The 17,830-nt window shown below is 59.5% G+C and carries 17 protein-coding genes, 3 tRNA genes and 1 rRNA gene; 18 read left to right on the forward strand and 3 right to left on the reverse strand.

Annotation, left to right across the window (positions count from 1 at the left end; genetic code table 11):
* From BN871_RS05705 to BN871_RS05740, 10 genes are all read left to right on the forward strand, one after another.
* A 23S ribosomal RNA gene (locus tag BN871_RS05705) occupies positions 1–192 on the forward strand; the annotation flags it as partial.
* Between the two features lie 187 nt (positions 193–379).
* Positions 380–456: transfer RNA gene (locus tag BN871_RS05710), tRNA-Met, on the forward strand.
* 39 nt (positions 457–495) lie between these two features.
* Positions 496–572, forward strand: a tRNA-Asp gene (locus tag BN871_RS05715).
* Between the two features lie 19 nt (positions 573–591).
* Positions 592–666 (forward strand) — tRNA-Gly (locus BN871_RS05720).
* Between the two features lie 113 nt (positions 667–779).
* The gene (locus BN871_RS26620) at positions 780–932 is read left to right on the forward strand and encodes a YfhD family protein (RefSeq protein ID WP_083436269.1); all 153 of its coding nucleotides are present in this window, start codon (positions 780–782) and stop codon (positions 930–932) included.
* 563 nt (positions 933–1,495) lie between these two features.
* A complete protein-coding gene (locus BN871_RS05725) occupies positions 1,496–3,394 on the forward strand; it encodes a glycosyl hydrolase family 18 protein (RefSeq protein ID WP_053086942.1) in 1,899 nt (632 codons plus the stop codon).
* 138 nt (positions 3,395–3,532) lie between these two features.
* Positions 3,533–5,200 (forward strand): glycosyl hydrolase family 18 protein, encoded by a 1,668-nt coding sequence (locus BN871_RS05730; protein ID WP_048744966.1) that lies wholly within the window; start codon positions 3,533–3,535, stop codon positions 5,198–5,200.
* 53 nt (positions 5,201–5,253) lie between these two features.
* Positions 5,254–5,853 carry a carbohydrate-binding protein gene (locus BN871_RS30150; protein ID WP_048744967.1) on the forward strand — a complete coding sequence of 200 codons (600 nt, stop codon included), beginning with the start codon at positions 5,254–5,256 and terminating at the stop codon, positions 5,851–5,853.
* Between the two features lie 13 nt (positions 5,854–5,866).
* Positions 5,867–5,965 carry a carbohydrate-binding protein gene (locus BN871_RS30155; RefSeq protein WP_157060214.1) on the forward strand — a complete coding sequence of 33 codons (99 nt, stop codon included), beginning with the start codon at positions 5,867–5,869 and terminating at the stop codon, positions 5,963–5,965.
* Positions 5,966–6,190: 225 nt separating this feature from the next.
* The gene (locus BN871_RS05740; protein ID WP_048744968.1) at positions 6,191–7,087 is read left to right on the forward strand and encodes an NAD-dependent epimerase/dehydratase family protein; all 897 of its coding nucleotides are present in this window, start codon (positions 6,191–6,193) and stop codon (positions 7,085–7,087) included.
* Between the two features lie 61 nt (positions 7,088–7,148).
* Here the strand turns inward: BN871_RS05740 and BN871_RS05745 are convergent, their stop codons facing one another.
* Positions 7,149–8,462, reverse strand: a complete 1,314-nt coding sequence (locus tag BN871_RS05745; RefSeq protein ID WP_048744969.1) for a sugar MFS transporter — start codon at positions 8,460–8,462, stop codon at positions 7,149–7,151.
* A gap of 157 nt (positions 8,463–8,619) precedes the next feature.
* Here BN871_RS05745 and BN871_RS05750 point away from each other — a divergent pair, with 157 nt between their 5' ends.
* The gene (locus tag BN871_RS05750; protein WP_048744970.1) at positions 8,620–9,477 is read left to right on the forward strand and encodes a YitT family protein; all 858 of its coding nucleotides are present in this window, start codon (positions 8,620–8,622) and stop codon (positions 9,475–9,477) included.
* Positions 9,478–9,550: 73 nt separating this feature from the next.
* Positions 9,551–9,685 (forward strand): hypothetical protein, encoded by a 135-nt coding sequence (locus tag BN871_RS29595; RefSeq protein WP_269745407.1) that lies wholly within the window; start codon positions 9,551–9,553, stop codon positions 9,683–9,685.
* A gap of 100 nt (positions 9,686–9,785) precedes the next feature.
* Here the strand turns inward: BN871_RS29595 and BN871_RS05755 are convergent, their stop codons facing one another.
* Positions 9,786–10,163: a toprim domain-containing protein gene (locus BN871_RS05755; RefSeq protein WP_048744971.1), complete on the reverse strand. Its 378-nt coding sequence runs from the start codon at positions 10,161–10,163 to the stop codon at positions 9,786–9,788.
* Between the two features lie 404 nt (positions 10,164–10,567).
* Complete coding sequence (locus tag BN871_RS05760) at positions 10,568–11,779, reverse strand: MFS transporter (RefSeq protein WP_048744972.1); 1,212 nt, start codon at positions 11,777–11,779, stop codon at positions 10,568–10,570.
* Between the two features lie 203 nt (positions 11,780–11,982).
* Between BN871_RS05760 and BN871_RS05765 the strand changes: the two genes are divergently transcribed.
* From BN871_RS05765 to BN871_RS05790, 6 genes are all read left to right on the forward strand, one after another.
* Positions 11,983–12,408 carry a hypothetical protein gene (locus tag BN871_RS05765; RefSeq protein WP_048744973.1) on the forward strand — a complete coding sequence of 142 codons (426 nt, stop codon included), beginning with the start codon at positions 11,983–11,985 and terminating at the stop codon, positions 12,406–12,408.
* Positions 12,409–12,503: 95 nt separating this feature from the next.
* On the forward strand, positions 12,504–13,685 hold the full coding sequence (locus BN871_RS05770; RefSeq protein WP_232312840.1) for a transglutaminase domain-containing protein: 1,182 nt from the start codon (positions 12,504–12,506) through the stop codon (positions 13,683–13,685).
* Between the two features lie 238 nt (positions 13,686–13,923).
* A complete protein-coding gene (locus BN871_RS05775) occupies positions 13,924–14,892 on the forward strand; it encodes a metal ABC transporter solute-binding protein, Zn/Mn family (protein WP_048744974.1) in 969 nt (322 codons plus the stop codon).
* Positions 14,889–15,761 carry a metal ABC transporter ATP-binding protein gene (locus BN871_RS05780; RefSeq protein WP_083436270.1) on the forward strand — a complete coding sequence of 291 codons (873 nt, stop codon included), beginning with the start codon at positions 14,889–14,891 and terminating at the stop codon, positions 15,759–15,761. The genes BN871_RS05775 and BN871_RS05780 overlap by 4 nt, the downstream gene beginning before the upstream one ends.
* Positions 15,758–16,696, forward strand: a complete 939-nt coding sequence (locus BN871_RS05785; RefSeq protein ID WP_048744975.1) for a metal ABC transporter permease — start codon at positions 15,758–15,760, stop codon at positions 16,694–16,696. The genes BN871_RS05780 and BN871_RS05785 overlap by 4 nt, the downstream gene beginning before the upstream one ends.
* A 1-nt stretch (position 16,697) precedes the next feature.
* On the forward strand, positions 16,698–17,582 hold the full coding sequence (locus tag BN871_RS05790) for a metal ABC transporter permease (protein ID WP_021882441.1): 885 nt from the start codon (positions 16,698–16,700) through the stop codon (positions 17,580–17,582).
* Positions 17,583–17,830 lie beyond the last annotated feature (248 nt).

A 17,830-nucleotide genomic window follows, 5' to 3' on the forward strand; every position in this document is an offset into this window, starting at 1 on the left:
CCGCCAGGAGCACCGCTGGTAGCGTACGTACGGACGGGATAAGCGCTGAAAGCATCTAAGCGCGAAGCCCCCCTCAAGATGAGATTTCCCAGTATGTAAGACCCCTGGTAGACGACCAGGTTGATAGGTTCGGGGTGGAAGCGCAGCAATGCGTGCAGCTGACGAATACTAATCGGTCGAGGGCTTATCCTATGGATCAAGCCTACGGGATATCGTCGCAAGACGATGAACGTTGGCGAGACATGGCGAGATGAATCTCAGTACGATTCGCTAGCCATGTAAGAAGCACGAATGGACTCAGCATCCATCCTATTGGTTCGATCCAGTTTTCAAGGCGCAAGCCTTGAGAACAGGACATTCATGTCTTGGTACTTACTGGCGCGGGGTGGAGCAGTCCGGTAGCTCGTCGGGCTCATAACCCGAAGGTCACAGGTTCAAATCCTGTCCCCGCAACCAATTTCCTTCTCTACATAAGGAACTGATCGGAACATGTATGGAGCTGTGGTGTAGAGGCCTAACATGCCTGCCTGTCACGCAGGAGACCGCGGGTTCGAATCCCGTCAGCTCCGCCATTTTTTTATTTTACCGCATGCGGAAGTGGCTCAGCGGTAGAGCATCGCCTTGCCAAGGCGAGGGTCGCGGGTTCGATTCCCGTCTTCCGCTCCATTTGTACGTTCAACCGCCCTTGGCGGTTTTTTTGTTTTCTGCATACTCGGCTGCTTGCTGGCGCATAGTAAGGATCGATCCCCTCTTCAAGAGCGGCAAAGGAGGAGCTTGATATGGCAGACAGCAAACACCGCAATCAAAACGGCAATAAAGATCTTCCGTTGGGTAAAAGCGAGGACGTGGAATTCAGCCGGGATTTGGCCGACCGCGATGATCTGGAAGCTATGCAAAGGGCCGAGGAAGCCGACCGAAGGGCTGAAAGGTAAGAATACGACCCAGTGACCCCGTTAATAAGCTTTCAAGCCTTGTTCCTTAACAGGAACAGGGCTTTTTGCGTTTCCTCTTGTTAAGGACATTAATTTTTTCCCCCTAAAAAGAATGAGAGAAATTTCATCTTTGAAAGAAATGGATTCAAATAAGCGGGAAACGCTCATATTTTTGAAGAAAATTACCCCCGTTCTTTCTGAATTTTCTCCCTAGCCAAAATTCCCCGCTTGGATGAAAATAGGAACTACCTTCACCGATTCCAATGTCAGTCAAGCTTACAGACAACTCGGTTCCTATTAGCGTTTTTGATTCCTACCCTGCGAAAATGGATGAGTCATGCGATTAGGCAAGTGAAGACCATCAAAATTCGAGCTTTAGAAAACGCTATCATTTCAAGGGTTTCTCACTGTCTGCTGAAATAATTTACATTGTTTGTCATTTATCTGGAAGAGATGCATGGTGAGGGTGAATTCCAAACCGGGGGTGAAAGGCGGCCATCGATTGATAGGCCAAGGTTTTCATAACGGATGCAAGCAATCATGGAGGAGGTTGGATTTGAATGATGTTCAGCAAAAATAAAACCCGCAAGAAATATGCGCTTGGGATGTTGGGCGCGCTTGCCTTGTCGCTGTTCCCTACTTTTGGGGCGGGGCAGCAAGCCAATGCAGCTACAGATTACAAGATTGTCGGTTATTATGCTTCATGGGCCGCATACGGCCGCGCCTACAATGTCACGGACGTCGACGCGACGAAAATGAATGTCATCAACTATGCGTTCGCGGATATTTGCTGGGATGGGAAGCATGGCAATCCGGATCCGACGGGACCGAATCCGACGACCTGGTCCTGTCAGAACGAGCAAGGCCAGACGATCAGCGTTCCGAACGGAACGGTCGTGCTCGGCGATCCTTGGATCGATGCCCAGAAGAGCTTCGGCGATGACAAGTGGGATGACCCGATCAAAGGCAACTTGAAGCAGCTGTGGAAGCTGAAGGACAAAAACCCGAATCTGAAGACGGTCATCTCCGTAGGCGGCTGGACATGGTCGAACCGCTTCTCCGATGTCGCCGCTACGGCCGCTACTCGTGAAGTGTTTGCGAACTCCTCGGTCGATTTCATCCGGAAATACAAAATGGACGGGGTCGACCTCGATTGGGAGTATCCGGTCAGCGGCGGCCTCGCCGGCAACAGCTACCGTGCGGAAGACAAGCAGAACTACGTTCTGCTGCTGCAGAAGATCCGCGAGAAGCTGGACGCGGCAGGCAAGACAGACGGCAAGCAGTACTTGCTGACTATCGCATCCGGAGCGGGTCCTTCCTACATCCAGAACAATGATCTCAAAGGAATTGCCAGCACCGTCGACTGGATCAATATCATGACCTATGATTTCAACGGCAGCTGGAATACGACGAGCGGCCACAACGCTCCATTGTATTATGATCCGGCGACAGCTGGAACGGGGCTGACCGATCCGCAGAACTTCAACATCGACAAAGCCGTTACGACGTATCTGGCGAGTGGAGTTCCAGCCAGCAAGCTTGTTCTCGGCACGCCGTTCTACGGCCGCGGATGGGGAGGATGCCCGTCTACCGGCAACGGCCAGTATCAGAAGTGCGCCGGCATCTCTTCGACAGGCACATGGGAAAAAGGCAGCTACGACTTCTATGATCTTGAAGCCAATTACATCAACAAAAACGGTTATACCCGCTATTGGAACGATCAAGCCAAAGTGCCTTATCTCTACAATCCTTCCAACCAAACGTTCATCAGCTACGACGATGTCCAGTCCATGGGCTACAAGACGGACTACCTGAAGTCGAAGGGCCTTGCAGGCGCCATGTTCTGGGAAACGAGCGGCGACCGCAACAAAACGCTGCTGAACAAGCTGAACACGGATCTTGGCTCCGGCTACACGCCGACTCCGACGCCAAGCGCAACGCCGACTCCATCGGCAACGCCGACTCCGTCTGCTACACCAACGCCAAGCGCAACACCGACACCAACTCCTACACCGACCCCGGGCCAATGCTCGGCTGCGGCATGGGTATCCACGACGGCTTACACGGGCGGCCAGCGCGTTTCCTACAATGGCGTTCTCTATGAAGCCAAATGGTGGACCCAAGGCGACCGCCCCGATCTGAGCGGCACGGACGGCCCTTGGAAATCGGTCGGAGCCTGCGGCACCGCTTCTCCGACTCCGACGGCAACCCCGACGCCGGCTCCTACGGCAACGCCAACGCCGACAGCGACTCCGAAGCCATCGGCAACCCCGACGCCAAGCGCGACTCCGACACCTGCTCCTTCGGCAACTCCGGGAGCCAATGCCTGGAAAGCGGGTGTGGCCTACAAAGCCGGCGATATCGTCACCTACGGCGGCAAGTCCTATACCTGCCTTCAGTCTCATACGTCTCTGACCGGCTGGGAGCCGTCAACGACTCCTGCCCTCTGGAAGCTGAACTAAGGCCGGCTCCAACCTGCGATATTGATTCCGGCGCTCCTGTCCTGCGATAAAATCCATGCCTGAGTCAGGCTGGCGTGGCGGCGGGGGCGCTTTTTTCCATGCCTGAGCAACGATCATGAACTGTCTGGAGGAACGTGCATGAAAGCAAAAGCAAATCGGAAAGCCATAGGCCAAGCCCGGATTCTGGCCGCGTTGATGAGTCTCGTCGTCCTGCTCCCGCTCTACTCCGGCGCAGCGGGCGTTTACTCGCCGATAGCCAAGGCAGCCGGAGGAGCTCCTGCCGATCCATCCCCCGCAGCCGACCATCCCCGCAAAATCGTCGCTTATTTCCCTGAATGGGGCGATCAGGAGAACAAGGGCTTCTACACGATCGATAAAATTCCGTGGGATAAAATCACCCATATCAACTATGCATTCGCCAAGGTCAACGCGCAGACGAACAAAATCGACTTCATGGATCGCAAAGCGGCTATCGAAAAGGATTATCCCGGCCAGCTTGCCAGCCTGTCCTTCAAAGGGCATTTCAACCAGCTGGTCAAATACAAGCAGCTGTACCCCGACGTCCGCACGCTGATCTCGGTCGGAGGCTGGTCAGGCTCGGGCGGCTTCTACACGATGGCCAATTCCGAAGCCGGGCGAGAGACATTCGCGAGCAGCGTCGTCGACTTCCTGCGCACGTACCAATTCAACGGCGTCGACATCGACTGGGAGTATCCGTCGGGCACCGGACAATCCGGCAATCCGATCGATTCCTCCGTTGCGGAGCCGCTGCGCAAGGTGAACTACGACAACTACGTCCTTCTTATGAAAAAGCTTCGCGAGAAGCTGGATGCTGCTGGGGCTCAGGATAACCAGAAGTACGATCTAACCATCGCGGCTACTGCTTCGTCCTGGATTCTTGGCGGGATGAAGCTGGGCGAAGCGAATCCATACCTGGACTGGGCGAACCTGATGACGTATGACTTCCACGGAGCTTGGAACGGCTATGTCGGCCCCCACTCGGCCTTGTATCCCGATTCGCGCGATACGGAGACGGCCGCGCTTGGAACGCCGGTATTGAATACGGACTGGGCCGTGCGATATTATCTCGGAACGTTGCCGCCCGAGAAGATTGTCGTCGGCGTTCCTTATTACTCCCGCGGCTGGAAAAACGTGAACGGCGGCATCAACAATACCGGGTTGTGGGGCAGCGCCGCGACAACCGGAGGCGGCGCCGACGGGAAGTACGGCATCTGGAACGATCCGGCCCCGGAACAGCCGGCAGGAGCAAATCCGATCTGGCATATCCTCAACCTGCTCAAGGATCCTGCGAACAAGCGCTATTTTGATTCCGTGACAAAAACGCCGTACCTGTACAATGCGGACAAGAAGATTTTCCTTTCTTACGAGGATACGGAATCGCTCGGCTACAAGCTCGACTACATCAAGGAAAAAGGGCTGGGCGGAATGATGTTCTGGGAGCTGACCGGCGATTATTCCCAGCAGGCCGACGGCACGTACACGTACGGCAGCTCTTTGACCAGCTTCGCCTACGATAAGCTGAAAACGGCTTCGCTTCCGGGAGGCACGGTCAAGCCGCAATTGCCGGCCCCGAAAAATTTCAGCATCGGCTTCAGCGGCAACTACGACCATCCGAACTATACCTACTCGTTGAAAATAACGAATAACACCGGCGCGGATATCGCTGGAGGCTGGAGGCTGGAGTTCGATCTGCCGACGACGACGACCCTGACTTCCGCCTGGGGAGCCGGATCGGTGGAACAACTATCTGCAGGCTGGGATTTCAACCGGTACCGGATCGGATAACAGGTACGGCGACGCAGACGATTGCAAATGGCGCGACGCTGGATGTACCCGGCATGATGAAGCTGGCGTTCTCCGGAGGACCGCAGCGTGTGACGCTGAACGGAAGCTCCTCGCAGCAGGAGTACGACAAGCTTTATGGAGGCGCGCCGACGCCGACTCCGAGCGCAACGCCAACGCCTAGCCTCACGCCGACGCCTAGCGCAACGCCGAAACCATCGGCTACGCCGGCTCCGACTCCATCGGCGACGGCTTCACCTACCGCGACGCCGTCGGCCACGCCAAGTCCAACGCCGTCCCCATCCCCGGGAGCATGCTCCGCTGCAGCATGGATATCCACGACCGCCTATACCGGGGGGCAAAGGGCTTCTTATAATGGCGTTCTGTATGAAGCTAAATGGTGGACCCAGGGCGATCGCCCTGACCTGAGCGGAGCCGACGGTCCTTGGAAATCGGCCGGAGCCTGCGGAACGGCTTCGCTGTCGCCGACGGGAACGCCGACCCCGGCACCGACGCGGAACGCCGACACCGTCGCCGACGGGAACGCCGACACCGTCGCCGACGGGAACGCCGACACCGTCGCCAACGGCAACGCCGACACCGTCGCCGACGGCAACGCCTGGCGTCAATGCATGGAAGGCAGGGGTTGCTTATAAAGCGGGCGATGTCGTGGCCTACGGCGGCAAGAGCTACACTTGCCTCCAGCCGCACACCTCCCTGACCGGCTGGGAACCGTCCACGACTCCTGCCTTGTGGAAGCTGAACTGATCCCGGACAAAGCTTAACGATTCCAGCGCTTTTACCGTGCAGCCTAACCCTCCGCAGAGGGAGGCGCGGAAAAGGCGCTTTTTCTATCTTGCAAGAGGGAGGCGCCGAACGGCAAGGCATAGGATGGAACCGAGCTTCCTCGTGATGGACATACGGGCAAGGGGGCAGGTTTTCAGGCTGAGGCGGCGAAGTCTAGAGAATAGAACATCCAAGGAGGATCGAGTCATGAACATACTTGTGCTGGGCGGAACGCGGTTTGTGGGCAAGAGGCTGGTCAATCTTTTGCTGGAGGAAGGCCATGAGGTGACGATCGGCACGAGGGGGAAAACGGAAACGTCCTTTGTTCGTCCGGTGGAGCATCTGGTGCTGGACCGCGAGGACAAGGCTTCGCTTGCAGCTGCGGTGGATGGCCGTGCGTGGGATGTCGTCTATGATCAGATCTGCTATTCGCCGGAGGATGCCGCCATTGCGGTAGAGGTATTGGCAGGCAAAACGAAGCGATACATCGAGGTATCCACTTTGTCCGTGTACGAAGAATCGCCGGAAAGGCTCGCAGAAACCGCATGGATGCCGGGCGGCTATCCAGTCACGGGAGGCAGCAGGCATACGCTGAGCTACGGAGAGGGCAAACGGCAGGCCGAGGCGGTCCTGTGGGAACAAGACCGATTCGAAGCGGTCATGGTCCGGTTTCCGATTATTCTGGGGCCGGATGATTATACGAAGCGGCTGCACTTCCACGTCGACAAGGTCCTCGGCGGGGAACCGATCGGAGTGCCGTCCCAGGATGCGAGAATCTCCTTCGTGCATTCCGCCGAAGCGGCGGCGTTTTTGTGCTGGCTCAAGGACAGCTCCTTGACCGGACCGGTCAACTGCTGCTCGAACGGGGATGTATCCATCCGGGAAGTCATCGGCCTTGTGGAGAAGGCGACCGGCAAAACGGCCGTCATCCGGGAGCAGTCGGCGGACGAGCAGAGATCTCCTTTCGGCATCGGCAAGTCCTGGCATATGGACAACTCCCTCGCTGCGGAGGCCGGCTTTGAGTTCTACAGCCTTGAGCATTGGCTGCCCGAGCTTGCGGAAGAGCTCGCTGCAGCGGCGAAGGCTGCTCATGCCGGGAACTGATCCGCTGTACGGCTAGGCCGCTGTAGCATTCATGGCGGCCTGGATCGATCCAAGCTGCATTCTAGAAGCCGCTCCTTGCCGGAGCGGCTTTTCTGTTTTTGAGATGGCGGAGCAGGAGTGCGGCCGCCAAGGCGCAGAGCAGCGCGCACAAGCCGATGAACAGGAAGCCGGCCTGCATGCCGCGCATCTCGCCGCTGCCGGAGCTGCCGAACAGACGACCGAAGCCGTCGGTAATGGCTCCGATCAGGAGGTTGCCCGCTACGCTTGCAAACCCGAGCATCGTCACCGTAAACGTGATGGCCGCATCGCTCCGGCCTGCGTAGCGGACAGCCAGAAAGGCCATGACCGTCGGATAGATCGGAGCGATGCCGGCTCCGGCGAGAGCGAACAGCCAGGCTCCAGGTTCCCCGGCGAAAACGGCCGCGATGGTGCAAAGACCGGAAAACAGGGAGAAAATGAGAATGGAGCGGATAAGGCCGATTCGGTCGGTAAAAGGGCCAAGCACGAGCCGCGCAGCGGTGAAGCAGACGAAGAAACCCGAGAGCATGGCGGAAGCGGCCGTCCCGTCCCAGCGGTAGGCTTTTTCCAGAAAGGCGGGAAGCCAGCCTCCGAAAGCCATCTCGGCTACGACTCCCGCAGAGAGGATGGCAACGACAAACCAGGCGACGGGATCTCTCGCGTACTGGCGCACCGAGAGGCCGCCCGCTGCGGCCGGACCGTCAGGCTCCGCCTCTTGCTTCCCCGCGGAAGCTGGATCTTCGGGGGTTTCCTTGCCGGGGAAACGTGCGAGCAGAGCCGGAATGGCAGGCAAAATGGAAAGGGCCATGACGAGGGCATACATCCCTCCCCAGCCGAGGGGACCACCGTCTCCCGGACGGAAAGCCATCAAATACGCGGCGGCCAGAGGCGCGGCCATGGAGCTGAGACCGTAAAAGAAATGCGCGAGATTCATCATCGTCCCCGCGTTGCGCGTAAAGATCCGCGCTCCCAGCAAGGAAAGGACGATCTCGAGGGCGCCGTTGCCGATGTAGAGGAAAAAGTAGGCGGCCGACAGCGAAAAAAAGCCTGAGGAGGCCCAGATGAACAGTCCCGACACGGCCATCGCCCCGAAGCTGGCGACCGTCGTCGCGCGCATGCCGAGCTTGCGCACAAGCAAGCCGGTGAAGGAGCAGGCGATCAAGTAACCGAGGGAGTTGAACGCCAGCAGCAGGCCAACCTGGAATTCGCTGATCCGCAGGTCGGCCTGCATGCGCGGAATGGCGGGCCCTTTAATGTTTTCCGATAGGCCGAAGACAAGGTAGCCGGCAAAAACGACGGCAAGCAGCAAACAAGAATTCCAAGTAAAAGAGCCTGCTCGCCCGCGCAAAGAATTCATAACAGGTGCCGCACCTCCGGGGACTGGCATCCGGTAAGGCCGGACACTTTTTCGTACCAATGTATCACACTGCCCGAGGGTGGACAATAACAGGCTTGCTCCGGCATTTTCGGGGAAGAATGAGAGGATGAGAAGATTCAGGAGAGGAAATCGCGTCATGAAATCCTGGGGAAGGCATGCGATAAACATAGCCGCCATTCTGGCCGGCTCCGCCCTCATGGGGTTCGGAATCAATGAAATCAATCTGGCCAACGGCTTGGCGGAAGGCGGAATTACGGGCGTCGCCCTGCTTCTCAATTACGTGCTTGGCTGGAGTCCAGGCTGGTCAAGCCTGATCATTAATGTCCCTATCTTTTTGCTGGGCTGGAGATACATGGGGCGAACGAGTTTTATTTATGCTGTGATCGGTTCGGTCAGCCTCTCGCTGTTCCTCATCTTGTTCGAACCGTTCCGGCTGCCGCTTAAAGACTTGCTGCTGGCTTCCCTATATGCGGGGGCTATCGTCGGAGCGGGGCTGGGAATCGTATTCCGGTACGGCGGCATGACCGACGGGGTTGATGTCCTGGCGATGCTGTGCAGGAAATCGTTCGGCTGGAGCCTCGGGAGGACGATCTTCGTCACCGATGCGGCCGTTGTGCTGCTTTCGTTGATTTATTTGGACCTGACAAGAGCCATGTATACGCTGATTGCGATGCTGGTCGGTGCGAGATTGATCGATCTCGTCCAGGAAGGCTCCCATTCGGCCAAAGCAGCGATTATCGTATCTCGGAAGCCGGAGCTGATCTCAAGCGAGATTTTGCGCGAGCTCAAGCGGGGAGCGACGTTTCTCGACGGGAGAGGCGCATTCGATAACAGACGCGCCGAAGTGATCTACTGTGTCGTCAGCCGCAAGGAGACAGGCCGTCTGAAACGGCTCGTGCATGAAGCCGATCCCGGCGCTTTTGTCACATTCAGCGACGTGCACGAAGTCGTCGGCAAAGGCTGGAGGCAGGAGCGGGATGAATCGGGTTTCTAGCATTGCCAGATGCTCATTCCTATGATATAGTATATCTATATGGGAACAAACGTTCTTGTCGGGAGGTAAGCTCATGAGCGCGAAGCGGTTGGAGACGGTCGTCGTCAAGCAAGCGATGACCCGGGTCAAGGAAGAGAAGATGCCGTTCGACTGGTCGATCAATCCGTACCGCGGCTGCGCCCCTGGCTTAAAGWGAGCAAAAGCATAGCTGCGCCAATGGCGAGCCCGCTGGCGATGCAGGCAAGGCTGCGCCGGCAGGCCGGCGCTGCTGCAAGGAGAAGCAAGACCTGCAGCCATAGCCAAGCTCCTTAGAGCCCGTCCTCTTTGGACCAGCGGGGCTCCGGTCCCGCATCGGGGAAAATAAGCTCGGACTCGAAGCCTGCCTTGAGAAGCTGCTCCAGCAGGTATTCCTCGGGTGTTCCTTCGACGCCGGGATACCCGCGCCGGGTATAGATATGCTCGGCGTCCGGGAACTCGTCGCGCAGAATGCCGCGGATGCGTCTGCCGGAAGAATCGTTGTCGGTGAAGATGTAGACCTGGCTGCCGCCGGCCTGCTTGCGAAGCGTCTCCAGCTGCTTCGAGCCCGGAGTGCCGAAGGTGCACAGGATCGGAACTTCTTCCGACAGCACGCGCCGGAGGCGGCTCCGGTCGTTTTTGCCCTCGACGATGATGACGGCTTCTTCCACGGGAATCGCCTCCTTATCCACTAAGATTAACCTTGGAGCGCCGGTTATTCAACGCCGCCCGGTTGTCTTTGCCCCAAAAAAAGGAGGCCTGCCGAATTCGGCAGGCCTCAAGTTTTATGAGAGCGGGAAACCAGTTCTCATATCGTCATTAGAAGCAGAAGCTGCTGATGATGATAACGAGCAGAATGAACAGAACGAGGATTGCGCCAGTGGAAGTCCAGACTCCTCCCACTGCTCCGCCTACGGGAGCACAGCCTACACCTGCACCTTCGACATAAGACATTGTATTGGTCACCCCTTTGCTGCTTGGTGGGGTCATCCGGCCGCCGTCCCGCGGGCAACGAGCTGGCGGTCCGTCAGACATGGTTCAGTATATGTCCCTGCATGGTACCCGCCCTGTGCATTCACCCAGTTCTCGGCAATTGGGCGGATGGCGCTGCGGGAATCCGGTTCCGGCCTCCCCCTCCGTGGAAGGGAAGGACGGCGACAGCGAGCATGAGGAAGACGAAGGAAATGTAGTACGGCGAGACGATATGCCGGACCTGGCCGGCGATCATAGGCCCGAGGAAAGCTCCGATGGAGAAGGCGATCGACAGGATCGAGAACGTGCGGCCGTACCGCTCGCTTCCGCTCAGCTCGATAAGCAGCGTCGAGAGGGCGGGGAAGATGACGCCTTTGGCCATGCCGACGACGAGAAGCAGCGACACGAGCGGGGCATTGAATCCGGCTGCGATGCCGAAATAGGCGATGGCCAGCAGCAGGGCGCCCCAAAGCGTGCGGCGGAATGCCGGAATGCGGTTCAGGAACAGCATGCTCAAGGTGATGAGGCCGCCCGCGCTTACGACCGAGAACAGCCATCCGGTACGCATCATGCCCTCGGAAGTGGTGGACATGAGCGGGAGCTCGAAGCTGAGAATTCCTTGCGAGCAGCTGATGGCGACGGGAAGCAGGAAGACGATCCACGGGAACCCGCCGGAGTCGCCGGCAGGGACGGCCGCCGCCGAAGCGAGCGCCGCCTTTGGCGGAGCGTGGCTCAAGGACCGCGGTCCCGCCGGCAGCACGGCCGACTCCTTGCGGTCGCGGATGAACAGAAGCGCGCAGATGCTGGTGCCGATCAAGATCCAGCCCAGCAGGTAAAAGGCGCTGGAGAAGCCGATGCGGGCGACGAGAAAGGCCCCCGCCGCGGGCGAGACGACCGACGCGAGCGTGTGGACAAAGCCGCTGCCGCTCATCAGCTTGCCCTGCTGGAGAGCGTTCGCCGCCATTCTGGCCAGCAAGGCGCTGCAGGCAGGAGACAGGAAGGCCAGGACGAAACCGCTGATCGAGCGGAGAACGAGCAGCTGCCATGGATTTGCGACCTGAGCCTGAAGCAGGAGGATGACGCCGGCTCCGAGCAGGCTGAAGACGATGAACATGCGGCTGCCGAAGCGGTCGATGCCGAAGCCGGCGATGATGTTGCCCGGCAGATGGGTGAGGGAGTACATGCCCATCATCAGTCCGATGAACGAAGGCGCGGCCCCCAGCGAGACGGCGTACGGAGTCAGGATGGGGTACTGGGCATGCAGATCGAAAAAGGCGACGAATAAAAACAGGTACAGCCACATGGCGGTTCTCACGTTGTTGCCCTCCTTCAGGCTTGCGGACTCGGCTTGTTCAGGACTTTACTACTTGTACGCCCTTGCGGGACAGGATATGCTTTATCGCCGCCTCTGCGGCCGCGTTTACGCTCCCGGCAGCGTCGGTTATAATGGGACTATTGACCGCGGGGCCGGATGCCGGCCCGGGGAACGCGGATATGCGACAGGGGGCATGGCGCGTCATGGACAGCTTGGGTTACGATTATGAGACATGGAGCACTTTTTTCAAGGAGAACTGGCTTGTGCTCGCGGTAGGACTCGTCATCCTGCTGCTGGTCATCGGCATTGTGCGGACCGTGGCGAAATGGGCGCTTGCGGCGGTCATCGTCATCGGCCTTGTGCTGTACAGCGGCTACAACCTGCAGGATCTGAAGGGTCTCGGAGGCAAGGTCCGCGATCAGGCGGTGACCGCCATGGCCGGGGAAGCGGGCAGCGCCCAGTACATGGACAACGGCGACGGCACCTACACGGTCAAGACCGACAATCTGGAGCTCAAAGGAAAAAAGGGCGAGGATAAGGTGAATGTATCGTTCAAGGGGGCTCCGCTCGGAACATGGAGCATCGACGGCACGATCAGGGCGCTGATCGAAGGCGCCCGGGGTAAGTAGCCTCAGAGACGCCGATGGCGGAGAGAGCGGATGCTCTTTCCGCAGCCAAGCATAGGACTTCGCCGTAAAAGGACAACAGGGGAGGGGGCATGCACATGTCTATGGCCATCATCCAGAACAGTCTCCAGCCGCTCCTTGACCTGGAGCCGGTATCGCTTGCCGTGCTGCTTGTCATCGCCGTTTCCCTGCTTCAAGGCTTCGGAAGAGGGGCGAGGAATTCCTCGCAGCGGCTGTTTCATTTCATTTGGGAAGGGGTGCTGCTGATTGCGGCGCTGGCCGGCGCGGCCAAGCTGGCGCAGCTGCTCTCCTCTCCCGCCAGCCGCTGGCTTCAAGCCCATGTCCATCTCCCGCAGAAGGAGATGGCCGGCCTGGAGCAGGCCTGGTATACGTTCCTTACGAGCGTGAGGGACCTGCCTCTGCTTCGCTTCGGCGTTTTGTTCCTGATCGGCTATGCGCTGCTCCGCCTGCTGCTGTCGACCCTGACGCCTCTTGCGTGGAGAGCGTTCGGAGCGGCGGCTTATCCTGCCCGCGAAGCAGAGGAAGGCGTCGAAGAAGCCCGCAGCGGCCGTTCAAGCAGCCGCGCCGCGGGAGCCGTCATCGGCGGCCTGCACGGGGTTGGCCGCTCGTTCGTGCTTCTCGCCCTGCTGTTTCTCTATGTATCCGTATTTCCAACGGCTCCGTTGGCCGGGAACATCGAGAGCTCCCCGGTCTACCGCCAGGCAGCGGACAAGCTGCTGCAGCCGGTTGCCGGAGGGCTGCTCGCAGGCAGCGGTCCGGTCATTACGGAAGCGGTCGGCAGCGAGTTCCAGCAGGTTCTTCAGCGGAGATACGAGATCATCGACTCCAATATTCCGGCCGATATCGGAGACGCCGCAAGGCAGGTTGCTGCCGGTGCAGGCAGCGACCGGGAAAAGGCGGAGCTTCTCTACGAATGGCTCGGCAAGCGGATCGCCTATGATTGGGACAAAGCGGACAATTACACGTCCAAAGGCATATGGAAAGAGCAGACGCCGGAGGAAACGTTCAAGTCCCGGAAGGGCGTATGCATCGATACGGCCCGCCTGTACGCTGTCATGGCCCGTTCGGCGGGACTGGAGGTCCGGGTCGTGACGGGGCTTGGAGCCGACGGCCGCGGAGGGTTCGGCAGCCATGCCTGGAATGAGGTCAAGCTGGCGGACGAAGGCGGCAAATGGATTCCGCTGGATGCGACCTGGGCTTCGACCGGCGATTGGTTCGATTCGGCTGACTTTGACAAAACCCATGTCAGAAAGATCTGAAATGGTTTGGAAGTAAACATTTTTGCATTCGTAAAATGACTTGATAGATAAAGGTTTTTTCGTATCCAAGCACTCCTCGGGAGTGCTTTTTTTATTTTCCGAAATATCTTTTGCTAGAATAAAAATATGTTGCACGATGGAAACTTTATTGTATACTATAAAAAATAAGTCATAAGGCCAACTGAGGAAATGAAGGAATCTGCGGAGGCATGATTGCGCCGCCGAGGGGGAGAGGGATTTGAAGGCAGGAAGATGGAGAAGGAGATGGGAGAGGCTGGCTCTGACAGGCTTGCTGCTGTCCGTGCTCTTGCTTGCCCAGGCCTGTTCGGGCGCAGGCGATGCCGGAACCGGCGAGAGCGGGGGCGAGCTGGCCGTGACGGCGACGACGGGAATGATCGCGGATGCGGCACAGGCGGTAGGCGGCGACCGGGTGCGCGTGGCGGCGCTTATGGGACCGGGCGTAGACCCCCATCTGTACAAGGCATCGCATGGGGATATGGTCAAGCTCGACCAAGCGGACATCGTCCTGTACGGAGGTCTGCATCTCGAAGGAAAGATGACCGAGGTGCTGCATAAGCTCGGCCGCTCCCGGACGGTTGTCGCCGTCACGGACGGAATTCCGCAGGGAAAGGTGATGGAGACCCAGCCCGGCAGCCCGGATCCTCATGTCTGGTTCGATGCGGAGCTGTGGATGCATGCGGTGGAGAAGATCCGGGATACGTTTGCGGCGAAGGATCCGGAGCATGCCCAGGCTTATAAGGAGCGGGCCGACGCTTATTTGGCGGAGCTGCGGAGCCTTCATCAGTATGCGTCCGCCAAGCTCGCTTCGATTCCGGAGCAGCAGCGGGTGCTCGTGACCGCCCATGACGCCTTCGGCTATTTCGGACGGGCTTACGGGCTGGAGGTGAAGGGTCTGCAGGGCATGAGCACGGCATCGGAGTTTGGATCGAGAGATGTCGCCGCGCTGCGGGATTTTCTGGTGGACAACAACATTCCCGCCGTCTTCGTCGAATCGAGCGTTCCCCGGAAATCGATCGAATCGGTCATGGAAGGGGCCGGCCGGATGGGCCATAAGGTCGTCATCGGCGGCGAGCTGTTCTCCGACGCGCTCGGAGAGAAGGGAACTCCGGAAGGAACGTATATCGGCATGTTCCGCCACAATGTCGACACCATCGCAGAGGCTTTGAAGGGAGAGAACGGATTATGAACGCATACGAAGAGATCGCAGCCGATAATGGCATTCAAGATGCCGGCAAGCGGAAACGCAACGTCCTCGAAGTGGCAGGTCTGAGCACGGCTTACCGAAACCGTTCCGTGCTGCGGGACGTTTCGTTCGCGGTTCCGGAAGGGGAGCTTGTCGCCATCGTCGGCCCGAACGGAGCCGGCAAGTCGACGCTGATTAAGAGCGTTCTCGGCCTTACGCCGACGCTCGGAGGAGAAGCGAGAGCATTCGGCGAAACCATCGATGCCGCCCGCAGGCGGATCGGCTACGTGCCTCAGCGCGAGTCGGTCGACTGGGACTTTCCGACGCATGCGCTCGATGTCGTCATGATGGGACGGTACGGGCGGCTGGGCTGGTTCCGCCGGCCCGGCCGCAAGGAGCGGGCCCTTGCTCTGGAGTGCCTGAGGGGGGTCGGCATGGAGGCGTTCGCCGAGCGCCAGATCAGCGAGCTGTCCGGCGGACAGCAGCAGCGGGTGTTCCTGGCGAGGGCGCTGGCGCAGGACGCGGATCTCTATTTCATGGATGAGCCGTTCGCCGGCGTCGACGCTGCGACCGAGAAAGCGATTGTCCAGCTGCTCCGCAAGCTGCGCGCGGACGGGAAGACGGTCATCGTGGTCCATCACGATTTGGCGACCGTGCCGGAATATTTCGATTCCGTCCTGCTCCTGAATGTAACGGTCCAGGCTTTCGGCCCTACCGCCAAGGCATTCACGGAAGAGAACCTCCATCGCACCTACGGAGGACGGATCGGATTTGCCGGGGCAGGCGCTGCCGCAGCCGCCAGCGAAAGGCGGGCTGATCCCGCTCCTCGGCAGGATGCCGTCCATACCTTCCAGGGAGGCGCGCGTCCATGACCGGGTTATGGGCTTCCATCGAGACGCTGGCCTCCGACCCGAACCTGCGCTGGATCGCGCTCGGCTGCATGCTGCTCGGGCTGAGCAGCGGCATGATCGGCTGCTTCGCCTATTTGCGCCGGCAGAGCCTGATGGGCGATACGATCGCCCACACGGCGCTTCCCGGCATCTGCGTCGCTTTCCTGCTCACGGGGGTGAAGACGCTGCCGGTATTCATGCTGGGCGCCGTGGCCGCCGGCATTGCCGGCACGCTGGCGATCCGGCTCATCACCTCGCGCTCGCGCATCAAGGCGGATGCGGCGATGGGCATCGTGCTTTCCTCGTTTTTCGGCATCGGCATCGTGCTGCTGACGATGATCCAGCACAGCGGAGACGGGAGCCAGAGCGGCCTCGACAAGTTCCTGTTCGGCCAGGCGGCTTCCATGGTGGGCAGCGATGTGCGGCTTATGGCGGGGGTATGCCTGCTGCTGGCGACCGTATGCACGCTGCTCTTCAAGGAGTTCAAGCTTCTTTCGTTCGATCCCGCCTTCGCCAAGGGAGCGGGATTCCCGACGGGGCTGCTCGATTTTCTGATGCAGGGACTCGTCGTCGTGGCCGTCGTCGCCGGCATCCAGGCCGTCGGCGTCGTGCTCGTCGCCGCCCTGCTCATCACCCCGGCCGTATCGGCCCGCTTCTGGACGGAGCGGCTCGGGCGGATGATCTTCCTGTCGGGGCTGTTCGGGGCTGTCAGCGGCCTGCTGGGAGCCTGGATCAGCTCGCAAGTGAGCCAGCTGCCGACCGGCCCGGTCAGCGTGCTTGCGGCAGCGGCGATCTTTCTTTTATCCGTCGCCTTCGGCAGCCGCAAGGGCCTCGTTGTCGCTTCGCTGACCCGGAGGGGCATGCGGCGAAGCCTGGAGCCGGCAACGTCCGCAAGCAAGGCAAAGGAGGCGGGCTGACATGATGGACTTCTGGATTTTGCTGACCGGCTCCCTGGCCGCCGTGAGCTGCGCCGTGCTGGGCTGCTTCCTCATCCTGCGCCGCATGGCTCTCATCGGAGATGCCATCAGCCATTCGGTACTGCCGGGAATCGTCATCGCTTATATGTTCAGCGGATCGAGGGATTCGATCCTGATGCTCATCGCCGCCGCCTTCATGGGGCTGCTGTGCGTCTTTCTCATCCAATGGTTCAACCAGCGGGGAATCCAGAGCGATGCCTCGATCGGCGTCATCTTCACGTCGCTGTTCGCGATCGGAGTCGTGCTTATCAGTCTCAACGCCCGGCAGGTCGACCTCGACCTGGACTGCGTCCTCTACGGGGAGATCGCTTATGCGGCCTGGAATACGCTCGAGATCGGCGGGGTCGGCATCGGGCCGCGCTCCGTATGGCTGCTCGGGGGAGCGCTGACGCTGATCCTCGCCGTCATCGGACTGTTCTACAAGCAGTTCAAGCTGTGCGCGTTCGATCCGCTGCTGGCGGCTGCGCTCGGCATTCCGGCCGCCCTGTTCCATTACTTGCTTATGGGCCTCGTATCGATCACGACGGTGAGCTCCTTCGAAAGCGTAGGCGCGATTCTCGTCGTCGGACTGCTCGTCATCCCGCCGTCCACCGCCTATCTCCTCACCGACCGCCTCGGCAGAATGATCGCGATCAGCGCGGCGTGCGGCGTGCTCTCCACGTTGCTGGGCTTCCTGCTCGCGGTATGGCTGGACGCTTCCATCGCCGGCTGCATCGTGGCCGCTGCCGCGGCATTGTTCGCCGCTGCATTCGTCCTGTCGCCGAAGCATGGCCTGATGGCGGCGAAGCTGCGGCGGAGGCGGAGAAGTCTGGAGGGAGCCGCCTGAGCGGATTCCGTCTTTTCCTTCCGCTCTTTCTTCATCGATGGCTGCCGGCCGGATGCCGGCTTTGCCATCGATGTTTTTAGTTGCGGGCGCCGGAAGAGCGGCTTCGTAGCCAAAATACCATGCAGATGCGCCAAAATAGGCAGGCGCGCGGCCGCAGCGCCTGGGCGTATAATGAATCCAGCCGGCTGAATCGCATTTGGAATCCTTGTCCGATATGATAAAATATCAAGCAACACCATCTGGCAGGG

The sequence above is a fragment of the Paenibacillus sp. P22 genome (assembly GCF_000469945.2).
Taxonomy (GTDB): Bacteria; Bacillota; Bacilli; order Paenibacillales; family Paenibacillaceae; genus Paenibacillus_O; species Paenibacillus_O humicus.